This is a genomic window from Sphingomonas sp. PvP055 (genome assembly GCF_040546365.1).
Taxonomy (GTDB): domain Bacteria; phylum Pseudomonadota; class Alphaproteobacteria; order Sphingomonadales; family Sphingomonadaceae; genus Sphingomonas; species Sphingomonas echinoides_A.
The window spans coordinates 1,067,345-1,086,503 of the sequence record NZ_JBEPNS010000001.1; the positions used below are offsets into that span (position 1 = coordinate 1,067,345).

At 67.5% G+C, this 19,159-nt stretch carries 15 protein-coding genes; 8 read left to right on the forward strand and 7 right to left on the reverse strand.

Annotated elements, in window-relative coordinates; genetic code table 11:
• Positions 1–214 precede the first annotated feature (214 nt).
• Positions 215–2,842, forward strand: a complete 2,628-nt coding sequence (locus ABIC16_RS05280) for a DUF4118 domain-containing protein (protein ID WP_354290303.1) — start codon at positions 215–217, stop codon at positions 2,840–2,842.
• Here the strand turns inward: ABIC16_RS05280 and ABIC16_RS05285 are convergent.
• Positions 2,839–4,320 carry a lipopolysaccharide biosynthesis protein gene (locus ABIC16_RS05285; protein WP_354290304.1) on the reverse strand — a complete coding sequence of 494 codons (1,482 nt, stop codon included), beginning with the start codon at positions 4,318–4,320 and terminating at the stop codon, positions 2,839–2,841. The genes ABIC16_RS05280 and ABIC16_RS05285 overlap by 4 nt on opposite strands.
• A gap of 248 nt (positions 4,321–4,568) precedes the next feature.
• On the opposite strand from ABIC16_RS05285, the gene ABIC16_RS05290 reads away from it, so the two are divergent.
• Complete coding sequence (locus tag ABIC16_RS05290) at positions 4,569–5,666, forward strand: glycosyltransferase family 4 protein (RefSeq protein WP_354290305.1); 1,098 nt, start codon at positions 4,569–4,571, stop codon at positions 5,664–5,666.
• A 16-nt stretch (positions 5,667–5,682) separates the two neighbouring features.
• On the opposite strand, the gene ABIC16_RS05295 is transcribed toward ABIC16_RS05290, so the two are convergent.
• Both ABIC16_RS05295 and ABIC16_RS05300 read right to left on the reverse strand, forming a co-directional pair.
• Positions 5,683–6,777: a glycosyltransferase gene (locus tag ABIC16_RS05295; RefSeq protein ID WP_354290306.1), complete on the reverse strand. Its 1,095-nt coding sequence runs from the start codon at positions 6,775–6,777 to the stop codon at positions 5,683–5,685.
• Between the two features lie 107 nt (positions 6,778–6,884).
• Positions 6,885–7,484, reverse strand: a complete 600-nt coding sequence (locus tag ABIC16_RS05300; RefSeq protein WP_354290307.1) for a transglutaminase-like cysteine peptidase — start codon at positions 7,482–7,484, stop codon at positions 6,885–6,887.
• Positions 7,485–7,931: 447 nt separating this feature from the next.
• Between ABIC16_RS05300 and ABIC16_RS05305 the strand changes: the two genes are divergently transcribed.
• From ABIC16_RS05305 to ABIC16_RS05330, 6 genes are read left to right on the forward strand one after another with little or no spacing between them, the layout of a single operon-like run.
• The gene (locus ABIC16_RS05305; RefSeq protein ID WP_354290308.1) at positions 7,932–8,483 is read left to right on the forward strand and encodes a polysaccharide biosynthesis/export family protein; all 552 of its coding nucleotides are present in this window, start codon (positions 7,932–7,934) and stop codon (positions 8,481–8,483) included.
• A 40-nt stretch (positions 8,484–8,523) separates the two neighbouring features.
• On the forward strand, positions 8,524–9,033 hold the full coding sequence (locus tag ABIC16_RS05310) for a hypothetical protein (protein ID WP_354290309.1): 510 nt from the start codon (positions 8,524–8,526) through the stop codon (positions 9,031–9,033).
• A complete protein-coding gene (locus tag ABIC16_RS05315; protein ID WP_354290310.1) occupies positions 9,030–10,346 on the forward strand; it encodes an outer membrane beta-barrel protein in 1,317 nt (438 codons plus the stop codon). The genes ABIC16_RS05310 and ABIC16_RS05315 overlap by 4 nt, the downstream gene beginning before the upstream one ends.
• A 25-nt stretch (positions 10,347–10,371) precedes the next feature.
• Positions 10,372–12,084, forward strand: a complete 1,713-nt coding sequence (locus tag ABIC16_RS05320; protein ID WP_354290311.1) for a GumC family protein — start codon at positions 10,372–10,374, stop codon at positions 12,082–12,084.
• Entirely contained in the window at positions 12,008–12,532 is a 525-nt protein-coding gene (locus ABIC16_RS05325) for a tyrosine-protein kinase family protein (RefSeq protein ID WP_354292264.1), read from the forward strand. Before ABIC16_RS05320 ends, ABIC16_RS05325 begins: the two co-directional genes overlap by 77 nt.
• Positions 12,529–13,212, forward strand: a complete 684-nt coding sequence (locus ABIC16_RS05330; RefSeq protein WP_354290312.1) for a hypothetical protein — start codon at positions 12,529–12,531, stop codon at positions 13,210–13,212. Before ABIC16_RS05325 ends, ABIC16_RS05330 begins: the two co-directional genes overlap by 4 nt.
• Here ABIC16_RS05330 and ABIC16_RS05335 read toward each other — a convergent pair.
• The 4 genes from ABIC16_RS05335 to ABIC16_RS05350 all read right to left on the reverse strand — a co-directional run bounded on the left by ABIC16_RS05335 (position 13,173) and on the right by ABIC16_RS05350 (position 19,103).
• On the reverse strand, positions 13,173–14,462 hold the full coding sequence (locus ABIC16_RS05335) for an O-antigen ligase family protein (protein WP_354290313.1): 1,290 nt from the start codon (positions 14,460–14,462) through the stop codon (positions 13,173–13,175). The two genes, ABIC16_RS05330 and ABIC16_RS05335, sit on opposite strands and share 40 nt — an antisense overlap.
• A gap of 109 nt (positions 14,463–14,571) precedes the next feature.
• Positions 14,572–15,231 (reverse strand): sugar transferase, encoded by a 660-nt coding sequence (locus ABIC16_RS05340; protein ID WP_277970796.1) that lies wholly within the window; start codon positions 15,229–15,231, stop codon positions 14,572–14,574.
• A 257-nt stretch (positions 15,232–15,488) separates the two neighbouring features.
• Positions 15,489–16,523, reverse strand: a complete 1,035-nt coding sequence (locus ABIC16_RS05345) for a cell wall hydrolase (protein ID WP_354290314.1) — start codon at positions 16,521–16,523, stop codon at positions 15,489–15,491.
• A 99-nt stretch (positions 16,524–16,622) separates the two neighbouring features.
• Complete coding sequence (locus ABIC16_RS05350; RefSeq protein WP_354290315.1) at positions 16,623–19,103, reverse strand: TonB-dependent receptor plug domain-containing protein; 2,481 nt, start codon at positions 19,101–19,103, stop codon at positions 16,623–16,625.
• Positions 19,104–19,159: the final 56 nt, after the last annotated feature.

Consider the following 19,159-nt stretch of genomic DNA (forward strand, 5'->3'; position numbering starts at 1 on the left):
AAGGCGGGCGCGCGGCATTAAGAAAGCATAAGGATCGCGGCGTGGCGGTGGCGTTGTCGGGATGGGGTGCCTAGGCTTTGTTCGTGATTGTCCGTTACCCCGCCACCGTCATTCCCGCGCAGGCGGGAATCCCTTCGTTCCGTTGGCCCGCGGAGGTAGGGGCGGGCCTTGACGAAACGACGGGGGCGTTGCGTCCTGCCGAAAGGGCTTCCGCGTGCCGGTAATCGACGACCGACCGTCCCCCGAGGCGCTGCTGCGTGCCGCACGGCGGGAGTCGCGGGGGAAGCTCAAGATCTTCCTCGGCGCGGCGCCCGGGGTGGGGAAGACCTTCGAGATGCTGCGCGAAGGCGCGGAGCGGCTGAAGGCCGGGACCGACGTCGTCATCGCGATCGTCGAGACGCACGGCCGCGCCGAAACGCAGGCACTGGTCGCGCCGCTCGAGGTGCTTCCGCGGCGCCAGATCGCCTATCAGGGGCAGACGCTGGACGAGATGGACATCGACGGCCTGCTCGCGCGCGCGCCGCAGCTCGCGCTGGTCGACGAGTTCGCGCACACCAACGTCACCGGCAGCCGCCACCCCAAACGGTGGCAGGACGTGATGGAATTGCTCGACGCCGGGATCGACGTCCACACCACGCTCAACGTCCAGCATGTCGAAAGCCTCAACGACGTGGTCGCCAGTTTCACCCGCGTCCGCGTGCGCGAGACGGTGCCCGACAGCGTGTTCGACGATGCCGAAGTCGAGGTCGTCGATCTTCCGCCTGACGAGCTGATCGAACGCCTCAAGGCGGGCAAGGTCTATATCCCCGCCGAGGCGACTCGCGCGCTCGACCGCTTCTTCTCCAAGGCGAACCTGTCCGCGTTGCGCGAAATGGCGTTGCGCCGCGCCGCGCAGAGCGTCGACCAGGCGATGCTCGAGCATCTCGACATCCACGCGGTCGGCGGCACTTATGCCGGGGGCGAGCGCGTGCTGGTCGCGGTCAGCGAACTCCCCGGCGCCGAGGCGCTGGTCCGCACCGCCAAGCGGCTGGCGGATGCGCTCAAGGCGCCGTGGCAAGCGGTGTCGATCGAGACGCCGCGCAGCGAAGGGTTCACCGACCAGCAACGCCGCCAGATCGCCGACACCCTGAGCCTCGCCGCCAGCCTGGGCGGGACGATCGCGACGATCCCCGCCGAAAGCGTTGCCGCAGGCCTCCGCACCCAGATCGAGGAAATGCGCGCGACTCAGCTGGTGATCGGCAAATCGGTGCGCAGCCGGTGGTTCCGGCTCCGGCATGGCTCGGTGGTCGAGGCGATGTTGTCGGGGAATGCCGGGCTGGCGGTGCACGTCATTCCGGCGGGTGCCGCGCCGCCGAACCAGCCGCGGCGCGTGGCGCTCGCGGATCGCGGAACCGCGCTCAAGGCCGCCGCGATCGTCGCGCTGATCGCGCTGACCGCGGGGTTCTGCAAACTGGTCGAGCCGGTGATCGGGGTCGGCGGGATCGACCTGATCTTCCTGCTGCCGGTCATCATCGCGTCGGGGGTGTTCGGGCTGTGGCCCGGCGTGACGACCGGGGTGCTGGCGGGCTTGACGTACAATTTCCTGTTCCTGCCGCCGCTCTACACCTTCACGATCGCGGACCCGCAAAGCCTGCTGACGATGTTCGTGCTGATCGGCATCGCCACCTTCACCGCCAACCTCACGGGACGGCTGAAGGCGCGCGCGACGCTGGGCGTGCGCGGCGCGCTGGAGAATGCCGCGGTCGCGGCGTTCGGGCAGGCGCTGACTCGGGTATCCGATTGGGAAGCCACCAGCCGGACCGTCAGCATCGAGATGGCCCGCCTGCTCGACCTGGACGTGATCGTGCTCGACGATCGCGGGGGGCAACTCGTGTGCAACGCGGCCTCGACCGAAGTCCTTCCGACGCTTGGCCCGGTCGATCGTGCGGCCGCCGACTGGTGCTGGAGCAAGGGCGAGGCGACCGGCGCGGGGACGGGTACGCTGGTCTCGTCCGACTGGCAGTTCCAGCCGCTCAAGACGTCGCTTGGAGTGCTGGCGGTGGTGGGGCTGTCCGCCTCCGATGGCGGGGATCCGGTCGGGGCGGGGCGGGCGGTGCTGCTGGCGACGCTGCTGGGGCAGGCGGCGCTGGCGCACGAACGGCTCAAGCTGGAGGACCAGGTTCGCGAAGTGTCGGTCCTTCGCGAGCGCGATCGGTTGCGGGCGGCGTTGCTGTCGTCGATCGGGCACGATCTGCGCACCCCGCTGACGTCGGTGGGGGCGGCGATCGACGCGATCGCTCGAGATCATCCCGAGTCTCCGGCGGTGCCGGTCGCGCGGAGCGAAGTCGCACGGTTGCGGCGGTTTCTCGACAATCTGGTGGACATGGTCCGGATCGATTCGGGCGCGCTTCGGCTGGCGCCCGAGGCGATCGACCTGACCGATGCCGTCGCCAGCGCGGTGCACGACCTGAAGCCGCTGCTGCTCGCCAACCGGATCGCGTTGCGGGTTCCGCCCGATCTGCCGCTGGTGCAGGCCGACCCGACGCTGCTGCACCACATCCTGATCAACCTGCTGGCCAACGCCGCGGTCCACGGCGGCGCCGGGGCGATCGAGATCGGGGGAAGCCGGATTCGGGATGGGGTGACCTTGTCGGTGCGCGATCACGGACCCGGCCTGCCTGCGGGATCGGAAGCACAGGTGTTCGAGACCTTCGCGCAGGGGCGCGGCGGGGACCGGCATGGCGGGAGCGGTCTAGGCCTCGCGATCGCCAAGGGCTTTGCCGAGGCGATGGGCGTCGGGATCGCCGCGCAGAACGACCCCGACGGGGGCGCGAAGTTCACGTTGCGCTTCGTGCTGCCTTAAGCGGGATTGCGGGTCTGGCGCCGCGACCAGGCGGCGGCGACCCAGGTGGCGAGCATCGTCTCGATCCCCTTCGGTCGACCGGTCGATGTCCACAACAGCAGCAGGATCGCGCCGTACACCGCGAGCGCGCTGCCCGCGCAGACGGTCAGCCCGGCGGCGAGTGGAACCCCCGCGAGCCCGTGCAGCCGATCGCGCATGACGAGCAGCACCAGCGTCAATCCCGCCGCCGCGACCATTGCGCGCCACGGGCCGGCGAGTTGGCGGGCGACCGAGACGTGGAGCAGCCTGCGGACGAACAGCATCGTCACCAGCGCCATGACGAGGGCGATCGCGAGCCGGGCCGCGATCACGCCCGCAATCCCGTACAGCCAGGCGCAGACGATCACCGATGGCAGCCCGACCGCCAGTTCGATCAGGTTGCGCTTCAGGGAGATGTCGGTCCGGCCAAGCGTCGCCGACAGCGCGCCGAGCGGGGCGGTGAGGAGCGGCGGGATCAGCGTGAGCGCAAGCCATTGCAGCATCGGCGCGCTTGCGTGCCACTTGGCGGAAAGCGCGAGGCGAATGGCGGGTTCGGCGAGCAGGCTGAGCCCGAGCATGACCGGAACCCCGACCGCGAGCACCGAATGGACCGTCTGCAGATAGGCGGCGACCAAGCGGTGCGGATCCCGCTTCATCGTGCCGAAGGCCGCGAGCAACGGTCGGTCAATCGGCTTGAGCAGCGCTTGTTCGGGCACCGCGGCGATTTCCCCCGCAAGGACATAAGCGCCGAGGTCCGCGCGCGACACGATCCGGCCGAGCAACAACCGATCGGCTTGCCAGTTGAGCGCGCTGACCAGTTGCGCCGCGGTCGACCAGCCGACGTAGTGCGCGAAGTCGGGCCAGTGTTTGAGCGAAAGACGGGGGCGGTGTGGCGCGAACCCATAGCTTGCCAGCATCATGACGGTCGGGTTGACGACGGTGCCGATCGCGAGCGCCCAATAACTGCGCGTCGAGAGCGCGAACGCGACCGAGCAGCTCAATGCCGCGCTTTTCCCGAGCAGTTCGATCATCAGGTCCCGGCGAAAGTCGATCACCTTGGCAAACCGGATCATCGCCGGGCTGAGGAGCGACCGCGCGACCGGGGCCGCGCTCAGGACGCAGAGCAGCACCGCCAGCCGAGGATCGTGATAGAGGCGCGCGAACGGTTCCGCCGCGATTCCGATCACCGCCGCCAGCGAGACTCCGCGCAGGAGGCCGATCGTGAAGGCGGTGTCGAGGAGGCCGCGGGTGACCGCATCCGACCGGAGCAGGACCTGGTTGACCGGGAGTTCGAACACCGCCTCGACGATCTGCACGACGGTCATCGCTACGGCGATCAGGCCGAAATCGGCGGGGACGAGCAGATTGGCGAGGATCAGCAGGCCGACGAAATCGATCGCGCGCGTGGCCAAACGCGCGGCGATCAACCACGCGGCACCGGCCGCGATGCGGTGCGCCATCGCAGGCTGCGCTTGCTCCGTCATCGGCGAACAGGCGGGGTCGTCTGCGTCCGGGGGGAGTGTGTCACGTCACGGTCTCGATCCCTATAATAAAGTCCTGTGGGCAGATTCGAGTAAAGGCTAACGTGGTATGGGATGAAATCCGATATTACTCTTGGTGCAAATGAGGTATTCCAAATATAGACGCTTAAAAACCGGATCTATATTATGTGTATCCAGGAGCGCTACTAAGCTTTACCGATCTTTCCGTGAAAGAGGCGGTCGTCATCAACGGGAAGTTCCTGTCTGCACCGATGACCGGGGTTCATCGGGTGGCGACTGGTCTGGTCGAGCAGATCCATTGCCATCAGGCCGAAATCGAAGAGATGTTCGGGACGCGTGCCACGATCGTAGCGCCGCGCACGGTCGTGCAATCGGATCGTTTTCCGGGAATGACGATCGATTCGCGCAGCGTTCTGAGCGGGCAGGCCTGGGAACAGCTGGAGCTTCCCGTGCGAACGCGGGGCAAGCTGTTGCTCAACTTCTGCAACCTCGCGCCGGTGGCATCGGCGGCGGCGATCACGATGATTCACGACACGCAGGTGTTTACCAGCCCGGACTCCTATGCGCGCGCGTTCGTGCATTTCTATCGCACGGTGCAACCGCTGCTCGGTGCGCGGGCGGTGCGGATCCTGACGGTGTCGCGCTATTCCGCCGAACAGCTCGTCCGCTGGAAGGTGGCACCCGCGGAGCGGATCCGGGTGGTGCACAACGGCGTCGACCATGCCTTCCAGACGACGCGCGATCCCGCGATCCTGCGGGACCTTGGGCTTGGCGAACGAAGGTTCGTTCTCGCGCTGTCGAACGTGCAGGCGCACAAGAACCTCGCGGTGCTGCTGGAAGCGTTCGCCTCCGACCGTCTGGCGGATCTGACGCTCGTGCTGTTCGGCGCAGCGGGTCGCGCGGAGGCACTGGCGGCGGGGCTGGTGGTTCCGCCCAACGTGCGTTTCGCCGGGCGCGTCTCGGATGGCGCGTTGCGCGCGCTGACCGAGGCCGCGCTGTGTTACGCGATGCCGTCGCGGACCGAGGGCTTCGGCCTGCCGCCGCTGGAGGCGATGCTGTCGGGCTGCCCCGCCGTGGTCAGCCTCCGGGGTGCGTTGCCCGAAGTGTGCGGCGATGCGGCGCTCTATGCCGATCCGGATCGCCCCAAGGTCTGGATCGCCGCAATCCGCGCGTTGGCGGACGATCCTGCAAAGCGGGCGAAATATGCGGCGATGGGGCGAGCTCGCGCAGCGGGCTTCACGTGGGCGCGCGCCGGGGAAAGCCTGATGGACGTGCTGCGCGAGGTCGCGCGCGAGCGGCGCTGATCCTCGCGCGGACCGGTCATCCACGATCCGCAACCGCCTGCGCGACGACCGCGGCAAAGCCCTGGCGAAACCGGTCCGGATCGAACTGGCGCGCGCGGGCTATCGCCGTCAGGGGGTCGAAGTGCGGGAGCCACGCCTCGAACCGGTCGAGCCCCGCGATCAGCGAGTCGACCGTCTTGTGGTCGAAGAACAGGCCGGTTTCCCCGGCGACGACGGTTTCCAACGCCCCGCCGCGCCCGAAGGCGAGCACCGGGCGTCCCGATGCCATGACCTCCACCGGGATCAGCCCGAAATCCTCTTCCGCCGGGAAGACGAGCCCGCGCGTGGTCGCATAGGCAGCACGCAGGGCCGCGAAATCCGCGCGCCGGGTGAAGCGGATCGTCGGCCCCGCGCGCGCCTGCAACGCCGCCAGCATCGCGCCGTCACCGATAACGTGGAGCTTGCGACCGGTGCGCGTGAACGCATCGACCGCGAGGTCCGGGCGCTTGTACGGGACGAGCTGCCCGACCAGCAGATATTCGTCGGTGACGTCGCGGCTGGGGGTGAACAGCGCCGTGTCGACCGGGGGATAGACGACCGTCGCGTCGCGTCGCCAGCTCTTCGCGATCCGCGCCTTGATATACGCGCTGTTGGCCATGATGCGGTCGGGGCGGGCGGCGCTGGTCGTGTCCCATTGCCGCAGCGACGGCGCGAACAGCGGCATCATCATCCGCGTGGCCCAGCCCCCGGACGCGCGATATTGCGCATATTGATCCCAGACGTAGCGCATCGGCGAATGGCAATAGGTGAGGTGGATCGCATCGGGGCGGGTGATGACCCCCTTCGCCGGCCCCGCTTCGCAACTGATGACGAGATCATAGGCTTCGAGATCGATCAGCTCGAGCGCGCGGGGCATCAGCGGGAGGTACTTCTGATAGTGCCGCTTCGCGAACGGGAGCTTGGCGATGAAGGTGGTGTGAATGTCGTGGTGTAAAATCGTCGACGACATCGCCGTGCGATCGACGACATGCGTGAAGATGTCCGCGTCGGGATACATCCGGCATAGAATTTCGAGCACGCGTTCCCCGCCGCGCATGCCGACGAGCCAGTAATGAATGATCGCGACACGCACCGTGTTTCGAGCCCCCCCCCCAGGACCGAAACAGTGTAAAACCCCTGGTGCGCCAGTCTATGCGATGAAACGAGTAGGCGATCCTTGGCGTGATCGCCAAGAATAGGTCACGATACGGCGTTCCACTGCGTTGGGGAGCCGGGTTGTTCTGCGATTACCCATTGATAGGGCGTTCTGGCCCAGGACGCGATGAAGCTGGATCGGCTGTCGAGCACCATGTCGCCACCATCCAGCCGGGCGACCAGCACCGTGTGCAGGCCGAGATCGGTGCGATAGACGATCGCGAGGAACAAACGTTCGGGCGGGAAGCCGGCCTGAAGCAATTCCAGCCGCTTTTGGATCGCCAGATCCTCGCAGTCCCCAACCGCGTTCCGGCCCACGCCACTGGGGCGCCACAGGTCGCCGACGCCATAGCTGGCGCGATCGCTTTGCTGGCGGACATGCGCGTTGATCGTCGCGTCGACGCGCTTCAGCAGGCGTAGCCGCGCGCGATCCGCCTCCGGATCGGTCGCGGTAGCGGTCAGCATGGCGTTCCCTGCGCCCGCCATCGTCGCACACACTGCGGGTTGCGACCGGCAAAGTTCGTCGAGGCCCGTCGGCATGGCGGTCGCGGCGCCGAAGGATACGAACGGACGGGGCGCGGGCTTCGCGTGTGCGATGTTCGCCCCGAACAGCAGAAAGGCGACGCATAACCAGAAGATCCTCACGACACCTGCTCCACCGTTGAAAGTGGCGGAGCCTTGCTCAGGCGGGTCTTAGGATTTGGTTATGCGGTGCAAGTGCCTAATTCGAAATACCGGCAGGACAGACCTATGGATGAAGATCCAGATCGTCCGAAAGATATAGCTTCATTCTTGAGAATGAGGTCGTTTGAAGGAGGATGGTTTTTCTTTCGTTAGCCACGACTCCAGCTCCTGTTATTGTACGTACTTCGAAGGGTGTCGTGTCTTTAGGAAGAGTCGCAAAGTTGCAAGGAGCAGTCGAGCAAGAAGAGGTGTTCACCAAATCTGGCTATAGACGTGATAATCTCATGAAGTTGCTCGGAACGGGTGCGAAGTAATCTAAACGCAGTATTGTCATCCGGGGCATGGATATCCCAAATGGAGCGCGCGAGGTGGTGCGTCGTGGGGATCTTCCGAGGAAGTATAGTTGCGATGTCGATAAGTCTGGCCGTGCCGGCATCGCCAGCGACGTCGCTGTCCCTTGCGGCGCAAATGGAAACCGCCGTCGCGCAGGATCCACCCGAAACCGATTACCCGCTGGGGGTTGCCGACAAGGTCCGCATCATCGTCTTCGACGAGCCGTCCCTTTCCGGAGAGTTCACGGTCAACGCAAACGGCGCGCTGTCGCTGCCGCTGATCGGGGACGTGCGCGCGGTCGGCCAGACCGCGACCGAAGTGGCGACGGTGATCCGGCGGCACTTGATGGATGGGTATGTGCTCCAGCCCCGCGTCAGCATCGACATCCTGACGTTTCGGCCGTTCTACATCCTTGGCGAGGTCAACAAGCCCGGGGAGTATCCTTACTCTTCGGGGCTCACCATCGATGGCGCGGTGGCGACCGCGCAAGGCTACACGTACCGCGCGGACAAGCGGAAAGTCTTCATCAAGCACGCTGGTGCGGCGCAGTCGGTCAAAGCCCGGATCGCGCCTGATCTCAAGGTGCGTCCGGGCGACACGATCAGGGTCGGGGAACGGTATCTGTGATGCGGCGACAGCGCGAAGACACTCATCGATGGAGGGCAATGTGATCAGGTCGACGGCAGTCCGAGCTCTCCTGCTGATTCTGTCGGGCGCGTGGTTCGGCAGCGATCTTCCCGCCACCGCCGCGGGTCTGCAGGACCAGGAAGCGCCGGTTCCCGGCGTCCCGGTGCCAGCGGCGCCGACGCAAGCCGATCGCGAGAAGCAGGTTTCTGCATTGGCCGCGGTGCTGCTCGCCGCGCTGAAAGCCGGCGGCACGCAAACCGCGCAGATCGAGGCGCAATTGTCGCTGCTGATCGGCCAGGCCCAATCGGGCTGCGGCGATTCCAAATCCGCGCTGACTCAGGCGGCGGGGCAGGCTGGGGCGCTGAGCGATGCGGCCAAGGTCGCGCTCAAGAACATCTCTGGCGCGCTGGAACGCTGCGAGACCGAAGGCACCGGCGCACTCGCCGATGCGCAATCCGTCCTCCAGCAGGGAACGACGCTGGGCCTGTCCGGGGGAAGCTCGAACTACACCCCGCCGCAGACCGCGACGACCGGCGGGGGAGGCGCGTGACCTGGTACGCGCCGTCTTGGGGACGCTCCCTCGGCGCGGGAATCGGCCTGATCGGGGCGCTGGGGGCGACGCCGGCGGTGGCGCAGAACGTTGGCGACAGCTTCGTCGTGCCCAACTTGCCGATCGACTATGACCGCGGGCGCAACACGGGCGTGCTCGATCGTTCGCGGCCTGAATTCGACGCACTCGGCCTCAAACTCGGCGGCTTTACACTATTTCCGCGCGTGGAATCGGCGCTTGGTTATGAGGACAACGTCTATCAGACCTCGTCCAACCGCAAGGCCGACGCCAGCGCGACGGTGGCGCCCTCCGCGCGCTTGGCCAGCACCTGGTCGCGGCATTCGCTGACGCTCGAGGGCGGGGCCGACATCAAGCGGTTCCTGACCGAAACCCGGCGCAACCAGGACAGCTGGCGCATCGTTGGAACGGGACGCTACGACGTGGGCGGACAGATCACGGTGTCGGGGGCGGCGCGGACCGAACGCGCGACCGAGCCGCCGACCTCCGCCGCCTATCCCAGCGCCGCCGCCGCGGCATCGCAATATCAGAGCACGCAGCTTCAGGCGAACGCGGGCTATGCGGCGGGTCGGCTTCGGCTGCAGGGCGGTTTCACGTTCGGCGCGCTCGCGTTCGAAGATGTGCTCACGTTCGGCAATGGGGTCATCAGCCAGAGCAACCGCAATTCGCACACCAAGAGCGGATCGGGCCGCGTGGAATATGCGATCAGCCCGGACACGTCGGTGTTCGTGCAAAGCAGCTACGACCGGATCGACTATGCTCGACCGCTGGCGACCGGCATCCCCAACCGGAGTTCCGACACGTTCCGCGCGCTGGGCGGCGCGACGTTCGATCTCAGTACCTTGCTGCGGGGGTCCTTGGGGGTTGGCTATATTCGGCGACGGTATGACGCGGCGCTCTACCGTCCGATCGGCGGGATCACCGCGGAAGCGCGGGTCGAGTATTTCCCGACGGCGCTCACCACCGTCACACTGACCGGGCGGCGCCTGATCGAGGATGCGTCGTTCCTCAATTCCGGCGGGTTCGTCAACACTACGGTCGCGCTGCGGATGGACCACGAGCTGCTGCGCTATGTCCTGCTGAACGCGCAGGTCGGGTATGAGCATGACACCTTCAAAGACACCAACGCCACGCTCGACATCGTCCGCGCGAGCGCCGGCGCGCGCTATGTGCTGACTCGCGTGTTCGGGGTCGGGATGTCGGTCCTGCACGATCTGCGATCCGCGCATGGCACAGGCTCGGGGCCGTCCTATCACGAGACGCGGGTGCTCCTGTCCATCGTCGCGCAGCGATAACGGCCGCCATGACGAAAGCGCCCGCATGGATATGAAGACCGAACCCTCGATCCTGGTGCAAGGCAGTCGGCTCGACCAGAGCCGGCATATCGGACGAAAACCGGTCACGCTGGCATCGCTGGGGGGCGTCCTTCGTCGTCGCTGGCGGATCATCGGCGCGATGGTTCTGCTGACGATGCTGGCGGCGGTTTCGGTCGCGGTGTTGATCACGCCGAAATACGATGCGGTGGCGCGGATCCGGATCACCCCGGCGCGACAGGCGCCGCTGGATTTCGAGACCGCGAAGGACCCGCCGCTCGACCAGGCGCTGGTCAACACCGAGATCGCGACGATCCGCTCCCGCGACATCGCGCGCCGCGTGGTGACGCGCTTCGGGCTGCAGGGGGACCCGGAATTCGTGGGGGCGGGGGGTGGGGCGCACGCCGACACGATCGCGACTGCGCGGGCGATCGAAACCGCGACGTCTGCGGTGCTCCAGCGTCTGACGGTGGCGCAACAGGAACGCAGTTACGTCCTCACGATCGGGGTTCGGTCGCGCGACGCGAGCAAGGCGGCGCGGATCTCCAATGCGCTGGCGCTGGCCTACATCGACAGCACCGCCGACGTTCAGGCGAGCAGCGCGACCCGCCAGACCGCGACTGGGCAAGCCGCGCTGCTCCGGCTGAGCCGCGAAGCCGAGGCCGCTGCGGCCAGCGTCGCGCGGTATCGGGCGGACAGCGGGATCGTCCAGGGCGGTGGGGTCGGCACGATCAACGATCAGCAGGTCGGGCCGATCGCGCAGCAGCTCGCGTCGGCGAAGGCGGAGGCTGCCGCGTTGCGCTCCAACGTCGCCGCGGCCGAGCGCCAGATCGCGACCGGCGGATCGGACGCGGTGTCCGCGGTGCTGTCGGCGCCCGTCATCACCGACTTGCGGCGTCAGCGCACCGAGGCCGAGCGCCAGCGCGCGCAACTGGCCGCGCGGTATGGCGAGAAGTTTCCCGCGCTGATCCAGAGCAAGCAGCAGATCGAGGCGCTCGACCAGCAGATCCGGCTCGAGCAGACGCGGATCATCGAAGGATTGCGAAGCGAAGCGCGGTCCGCCGCGGCCAAGGCGTCCGACCTCGCGCAGCAACTCGCGGTGCTCAAGCAGGAAATCGCGGTCAACGGGCAGGCGGCGGTGCGCGCCGAGGGACTCCAGCGCAAGGCGGATGCCGCAACCACCGCGTACAATCGCATGGCCGGAACGGTCCAGCAGGCGGCGCAGGCGCAACGCAGCACTGAGCCGCAAGCGCGGATCCTGGAAAGCGCCGTGGTGCTGGCGCGGGCCGACCTATCCCAATCGTCCCGCGATCGGGGTTGCCGGGTTGCTGGTCGGCTTCGTGCTCGGGATCGGCGCAGCGGCGGCGGCGGAGGCGTTGCAAACCGCGATCCGGAGCTCGGAAGATGTGGAGACGATGCTGGGGGTGACCTTCGTCGCCGCGATCCCGCAATTGCGCGCGCGGCGGTTGCGCGATTCCGAAGGGCGACGGTGTACCCCGGCCGACACGCTGCGCGATCGTCCGATCTCCGCCTATTCCGAAGCCTTCCGGACGATCCGCGCGTTCATACGGCCCGGGGGCGCGAAGATCATCGCGATCGGATCGACGCTGCCGTCCGAAGGCAAGACGACCTGCGCGCTGTCGCTGGCGCGCGTCATGGCGTTGTCGGGGGACCGTGTCCTGCTGATCGACTGCGACGTCCGTCGCGCCGGACTGGCTGACGGCTTGGGGCAGCGACCGATCGCCGGCACGCTCGAGGTGCTGCGCGGTGACATCGACCTGGCGCACGCGACGATCCGCGACGAGATCGGCGGGCTCGAGCTGCTGTGCGTGCGGGCGCCGACCTTTACCCCGATCGACCTGTTCGACACCGGTGCGATGGCGATGCTGCTCGATCAGGCGCGGACGCGGTACGATTACATCCTGCTCGATACGCCGCCGCTGCTCGGCGTCGCGGATGCGCGCACGCTGGCGAAGCTGGCGGATGGCGTGGTGTTGCTGGTCAAATGGAATGCGACTCCGGTCTCGGCGATCGACAGCGCTTTGGCCGGGCTGGAACAGGATGACGCGCACGTGCTGGGGGCGGTGCTCACCATGGTCGATCCGCATTCGGAGGCGTTGGGCGGGCAATATTATTCGGCGCGGTACAATCGCTATTACCAGCAATGACGCCGGGCCCCGCCCGTGACGCTATGGGGCACGCGCGACGGCGACGGGTCTCGCCGGTCGCGATCCTTGGCAGTCTTGCGTGTCTTGCCGGGTGCGTGCTCGCGGCGCGCGTAACGCGGGACGAGTGGCTCGCCGCGGACCTGGTGCAAGCGGTGGCCGATCGGTCCGCGACGGTGCGCGATGCTACCCTTGAGGCGTATGGCGATCGTTCCCCCGCAGGATTGCCGATCCGCGCTGCGGCCCCCTTGTCACAGCTCGCGTTGAATGGCGCGCGGTCCGGGGCCAGTCCCGGCTTGCGCGCGATCAACGCGGCGCGGGCGGATCGCCTGATCCGCCGTCTCGCGCGAACGCGCCCGGACTGGGATGCCACGCTGCTGCTGGTGACGCAGCGCGAACTGCTGGTTCACGGCGCGGCCACGCCCACGGCGCTCGCGGCGTTCGCGGCAAGCTACCGCGTGCGTCCGTTCCATAATCGCGCCGCGATCTGGCGGATCGCGTTCACGCGGCTGTATTGGCGCGACCTCGATCCGGCGACCCGTCGCGCCGGGATTGCCGAGGCGGTCTGGCAAACGCGCTATGACGACGGCCAGCGTGGCGCGATCGAACGGCTGCTGGGCGATACCCCCGCCGGGGTGGCCTATCAGCTGCGGATGGCGGCGATCGGCCACGGCGCGAGGTGAGGCGCGCGGGGCGGGCGGCGTCTAGGATCGTCCCGAAGCGTGCGCCCCCAGACGATCCCCAGCAGCGCCGCGCTCAGCGCCGCAATCGCCGGGACGTTGAGCGCAATATCGACCATCGACCCCACGACCGCGACCGCGACCGCGAACAGCATCGCGCGCGCGATCGCGTTCGATCGGTCGCTGCCGATCGTCGTGGTTCGCGCGACCCGCACGACCAGCGCGGCCAGGGTTAAGAGGAGCAGGACCACGCCGGGCCATCCCGCTTCGATCGCTAGCTGCAGGATCGCATTATGCGCTGCCCCGAAATCGCCGACCAGCAGCACGGTTTCGGGCGTGAGGTGGCGCTGGTTCACCGCATCGAATCCGCCGAGGCCATAGCCGGACAGCGGCGCGGTGCGGGCAAGGTCGGCATAATGGCGCAAGACGGACAGGCGCCCGGACCCGTCGTCGCCAAGCGCGCCGTACCGGCTCAGCGCGCTGCCGGACGACAGCCCCAGCACGACCGCGAGCGCGAGCAGCGCGACCGCCGGGAGCCAGCCGCGGCCAGCACGCGGGAGCGCGGGGAAGCCGACGGCGTAGGCGAGCTGCGCGACCACCGTCGCGGCGAGTGCGGTCCGCGATTGCGACAGCGCCACCAGGCTGAGTGCGATCACGCTGCCTAGCGCCGCGATCGTCGCGGCGATCGGGATGTGCCCGTGGGGTTGCGTGCGCCAGGCGCGCCACCGGTCCCGCGCGATGCCGTGCAACAGCAAACTCATCATGCCGTAGCCGATCCCGGCGGCGTTGGCGTTCCCCATCAAACCGGCGAAGCGATGATAGCGGTGATCCACGATGACGCGTTGCATCATCGCCGGATCCCCGAACGCGCGCAGCCCGAGCGTCACGGCGATCAGCACGCCGGCGAACACGCACAGCCACGTCGCGGTTGCGTAAGCGAAGCCGGGAACGCGGCCCGCGGTGGCACATCCGACCAACAAAGCCACGAGCGAGAAGGCGTGGCACCAGCCGAGCGCGAGCAGGTCCGGGGCCGCCGGACGCGCGATCAGATCCGGCGCGATGCCCGGGACGAAGGGGAGCGCGGTCCACCCGAGCAGCAGGCAGGCCGGCAGCGCGACCGGCGCCATCCGCGCGACCAGCCGGCGATCGCTCGGCAACGTGGCGAGCGCGAGCGCGACCCAGCCGAGGTCGAGGGCCGCCGTCGCGGCGGTCAGCACGGCGCTGTTGGCGCCCCCGAGGGCAAACGGCAGCATGAGGATCAGCGCCAGGCTTCGCGCGCGCCACAGGAGTCCCGATGTCGGTCGGACCGGGCCGCGCGGCCGACGCGCGCGTGACGTCGGGCGACGCCGGCGGGCAACCGTCCTAACGGGCGCCACGCTGGAGGAGGACCGCGGGGACCGTCAGCATCATGATGCGTCCGTACAGGCCAAGGCTGCGGTGTCGGGCGAACACGACGTCGAGCGCGATCCGGCGGCGATAGGTCGTGTTGTTGCGGCCGCTGACTTGCCACAAGCCGGTGATCCCGGGCCGCATCGCCGTGTAATGCACGAAGCGCCGACCATATCGGGGGATCTCCGCCGCAACGATCGGACGTGGGCCGACGAGACTCATCGACCCTTGCAGGACGTTGATGAGTTGGGGAATCTCGTCGATGCTCGACCGCCGCAGGAACTTGCCGAGCGGCGTGATGCGCGGGTCTTGCTGCAGCTTGTGGTCGTACGACCATTGCATTCGGGCGAGCAGATCGTGTTGCAGCAGGAACGCCAGACGTTCGTCGGCATCGCGGCGCATCGTCCGGAACTTCAGGCAATAAAATTCGCGGCCCTGATAGCCGACGCGCCGTTGGCGATAAATGACCGGACCGTCGCTGGTCATTTTGACGAGCAGGGCGACCAGGAGCGACAGCGGTCCGAAAAAGGTCAGCAGGACAAAGCTGATCGAAATATCGAGGATGCGCGTGATATCGCGCGGAATGGTTGGCAAACCCATCGCGGTCGGGGCGACCTCTGCGAGATGAACCATAGTCTCCTCGATGTCCTCAAAGCCTGCACGGGTCCGCGGTACAGTCTTCGAAGAGTGGGGCGCGCAATACGATGCGGTACAACGTCGAAGAAGGCGATCAGGGTATCGCAACACGGGTTGGGGCACAAACAAAACATAGGGTCTATCCAACGGAAAACACAGGAATAAACCATTCGAAGTAGGTCGATTACGCCATGCTAAGTATTGGATCGAGGGAGGAGGACTTTGACCAGACGACGGGCGTCGACGCTGTCGGTCTATTGCGCCGGAATCGCCAGCGATGGCTTCGTTCGGCGGGTCGTCGGGAAGTAGACGGTCGGCCGCGTGCGCGCAGGCTGTGGGGATGGCGGTACGTTTGCCGCGCTCCCGGGGGGACCGATCGCCAAAGTCAGTGATGTCGGCACCGGTGCGGGGACAGGGCTCGCGATGGGGGTGCTGGCAGCCGGATCGCGGTCCGCGCTTGCCCCGACAGGGATTGGGGGAAGGGGCGGGGCGTCCGGTAGGGCCGTCGCCGTGCTCGGACTGGGTAGCGGCTGTGCCGACGGGGTCGATGCCACGTCATAGCCGTCATAGGGTCTGGGCGGACGGTAGAAGATGTGGTGGCCGACGATCGCGACCTTCAAAAGCTCGCCCGCCCAGCGCGGTACGACCCACACCGTGTGGTAGTGCGTGGCTTGGCCCGCCGTGGGAGAAACTCCGCCGTTTAACGCCGCATCGGCAATCGCGCGGGCGCGCGCCATGCCTGCTGCTGCCGGACGGCGGACCAACGATCCGTCGCAGGCGAAGGTGAACTGGCATCCGGTCGGGCGGTCCGCGCCTTGATACACCACGCCGCACACCGTCTTGGGATAATGCGGGTTGCGCAAGCGGTTCAGGACGACTTGCGCGACCGCGCGCTGGCCCGATGGCGGTTCGCCGTCCGCTTCGTAATAGAGTGCGGTCGCCAGACAGGTCGATGCGGCGGCGCGATCGGGTTCGGACAGCCAGCGTGCGTCGAAGGGCGGGGGCAGCGGATTGATCCGGGTCAACGGCCGTGCGTAATTCTCCGCAAACGCCTGCATCGCGTCGAGCGCGCGCTTTTGCTGAGGGAGATAGGTTTCGAGCGGAAGATCGTCCGGAGATGCGGGCGCATCAGCCGGACCGTTGCCGGGGATTTGCACCTGAAGATCGCCGATCGCCAGCACATCGGGACGGTCGGCGATCGCCAGATACACCAGCGCCAGGGTGATGCCGAGCAGGCACGTGATGCCGGCGCCAACGAACACGATCGACAGGCGGGCCGGGGCCATCATTGCTCCTGAATCATACCAGAGGCGTAACAATGTCAATCCGCGTGAAGCGACGGTGGGATTGGGCGCGATACCGCGCCGATCCCACCGCCCGCCGTTGCGTTACCAGTTCAAGCCGACTCGCCCATAAACGTACCGCCCGTTGAACCCGAACGGCGAGTAATAAGGGAAGCCCACCAGACCGGTGCTGTTGAGCGCGGTCCCGCGCGACGAAGCGATCCGGACGTAATCCGGGTAGGTATCGAACACGTTGTTCGCCCCCACCGCGAGGTTGAGATTGCGCATCACCTTGTAGCGCAGCTCCAGGTCGAAGATCGTATGGCGCCCGGTGTGGATGTCGTCTGCGGCGAAGCCCGTGCTGCTCGGCTGGTTGACGTCGCCGTAATAGGACGCGCGCGCGGTCGCGCCGAGCTGGTCGAGCGACCAGTCAATCGTGCCCACGACCTTCTCGCGCGGGGTCCCCTGTTCGAACGACACGATCCGCTGGCGGCTGAAGATCGGGAGCGTGGTGGTGCCCGTGGAGGACGTGATCGTCGCGGGCGCCGGCGCGCGGGTGACCTTGATGTCGTTGATGTTGGTGGCGGCGGTTAGGTCGAACGTGCCCGCGGCCCCGGTCGCCTTGCGGTAATGCGCGACCACGTCGATCCCCTTGGTGGTCGAACGGATGCCGTTGAGGAAATAGCGCCCCGCGGTGACCGCGGTGATCCCCTCGTCGCGCAACCGCCCGATCACGACCGCGCCGCTGAGGTTTTCGGACAGCGCGATCTGGTCGCGGATCTTGATGTGATACGCATCGACCGACAGATCGAACCCGCCCGAGCGGATCACGAACCCGGCGGACAGGTTGCGCGCGCGTTCGGGCTGTAGGGCTTGCCCGCCCAGCGCACGGCCGACCAGGCTGGTCGAGGGGAACAGGCCGGTCTCGACGATATTGCCGTTGGTCAGCACCGATGACGTGGAGGTGAAGAACTGCTGCTGGAGCGACGGCGCGCGGAAGCCGGTCGAGGCCGTGCCGCGCAGCGCGAACCAGCGCGTGAAATCATAGCGCGCGGTCAGCTTGCCCGTCGCGGTCTCGCCGAAGTCGGAATAGCTTTCCCCACGTACCGCCGCGCCGAGCGTCAGCCCGTCGATCGGCTTGGCTTCCAGATCGACATAGCCCGAGACGTTGTCGCGGTGCTCGTTGACGGCGTTCGACGGCTGGAACCCGGGGAACCCCTGCGCCCCCGAGCCGAGCGCGCTGCTCGCGCCGGGGGCACGGTTGTACGAGGTCGGCTCGCCCGCGCCGATCTTGAAGCCTTCGCGGCGATATTCGAGCCCCCAGGCGATGTTGATCGTGCCTTCCCCGAACGGCTGTTCGCGCGATACGTCGATCCCGCCGACCAGCTGGTCGTAGGTCAGCTTACCGTCGTAGAAGCTGGTCTGCGATGCCGCGCCGTACGTCGAATTGCCCGAGTTGCGCGTGTCGAAGTTCAACTGGTTGCGCCCGTAAGACAAGTTGAAGTCGACCTTCCAGCCGGAGAGTTCGCCGCGGATCCCGCCGGTTGCGGTCAGGTCGTTCGAGACGACGTTGATCAGCGGGGTGAACCCGTCGGGATAGAGGCTGGCGAGCGCGGCCGCGTTGGCGTTGTTGTCGGTCCCGCCGTTGATGCGCGGGGTCGCGGCGCTGGTGCTGTCGCGATACTGGTATCCGCCGAAGCCGTAGAGCGTCCAGCCGGTGTCGCCGAGCGGCTTCCCGGCGTTGATGTAGCCGCTGTACTGCTGGACATCCGGATCGCCGAAGCGCGAGCGGACCCGGATCGGGGTCTTGCGCGGGTCGAAGTCGCCCCGGCTGGTCGGGTTGCGGTCGAGATATTCGCCCGACAGCGTCAGGAACCCGTCCGTCCCCAGCCCGATGCCCTGCCAGCCCGCGACCGTCACGGTCTCGCCGTCGCGCTCGCTGCGGTTACCGCGCGCGGTGGTCACGTCGGTGATGTACTGGCCGTAGGTCACGGTCGCGCCGCCGCCGCTGCGCGCTTCGCGCAACCGCAGGTTGACGACGCCGGCGATCGCGTCCGAGCCATATTGCGCCGCCGCGCCGTCGCGCAGCACTTCGATCCGGTCGAGCGCGACCGAGGGGATGGTGTTGAGATCGACCGCCGCCGCGCCGCGCCCGACCGATCCGTTGGTGTTGATCAGCGCCGAGGTATGCGCGCGGACGCCGTTGATGAGCACCAGCGTCTGGTCCGGCGACAGGCCGCGCAGCGTCGCGGGACGGACCGAATCGGTGCCATCGACGGCGGAGGAGCGCGGGAAATCGATCGACGGGACCACTGCGGCAAGCGCGCTGGCGAGTTCGGTCGTGCCCTGCCGTTGCAGCGTGGCGGCGCTGAGCACGTCGACCGGCGCGGCGCTGTCGAGCCGCGAGCGACCGGTCGTGCGCGTGCCGGTGACGACGATGTCGATGGGCTCGGCGGGGGCTTCGGCGGGGCTGGCGGATGCCGCCTCGGGCGCGGCAGCGGGCGCGACTTGTGCCTGCGCGCTGGTCGAGACCGCGAGCGCAAGCGTCGAAACGGCAACGGCGAACAACGGCCGAGGGGTGATCATGACAGCGGTCCCTTTTGAAGATGCGTGCAGACGCTGTGCGTTCTGGCGCGTTTATG

Coding starts and splice junctions, on each gene's coding strand:
- ABIC16_RS05350 (WP_354290315.1), bottom strand. CDS start 19,103: ATGATCACCCCTCGGCCGTTGTTCGCCGTTGCCGTTTCGACGCTTGCG.
- ABIC16_RS05340 (WP_277970796.1), bottom strand. CDS start 15,231: ATGGTTCATCTCGCAGAGGTCGCCCCGACCGCGATGGGTTTGCCAACC.
- ABIC16_RS05335 (WP_354290313.1), bottom strand. CDS start 14,462: ATGCTGCCGTTTGCCCTCGGGGGCGCCAACAGCGCCGTGCTGACCGCC.
- ABIC16_RS05330 (WP_354290312.1), top strand. CDS start 12,529: ATGACGCCGGGCCCCGCCCGTGACGCTATGGGGCACGCGCGACGGCGA.
- ABIC16_RS05345 (WP_354290314.1), bottom strand. CDS start 16,523: ATGATGGCCCCGGCCCGCCTGTCGATCGTGTTCGTTGGCGCCGGCATC.
- ABIC16_RS05320 (WP_354290311.1), top strand. CDS start 10,372: ATGGATATGAAGACCGAACCCTCGATCCTGGTGCAAGGCAGTCGGCTC.
- ABIC16_RS05285 (WP_354290304.1), bottom strand. CDS start 4,320: ATGGCGCACCGCATCGCGGCCGGTGCCGCGTGGTTGATCGCCGCGCGT.
- ABIC16_RS05305 (WP_354290308.1), top strand. CDS start 7,932: ATGTCGATAAGTCTGGCCGTGCCGGCATCGCCAGCGACGTCGCTGTCC.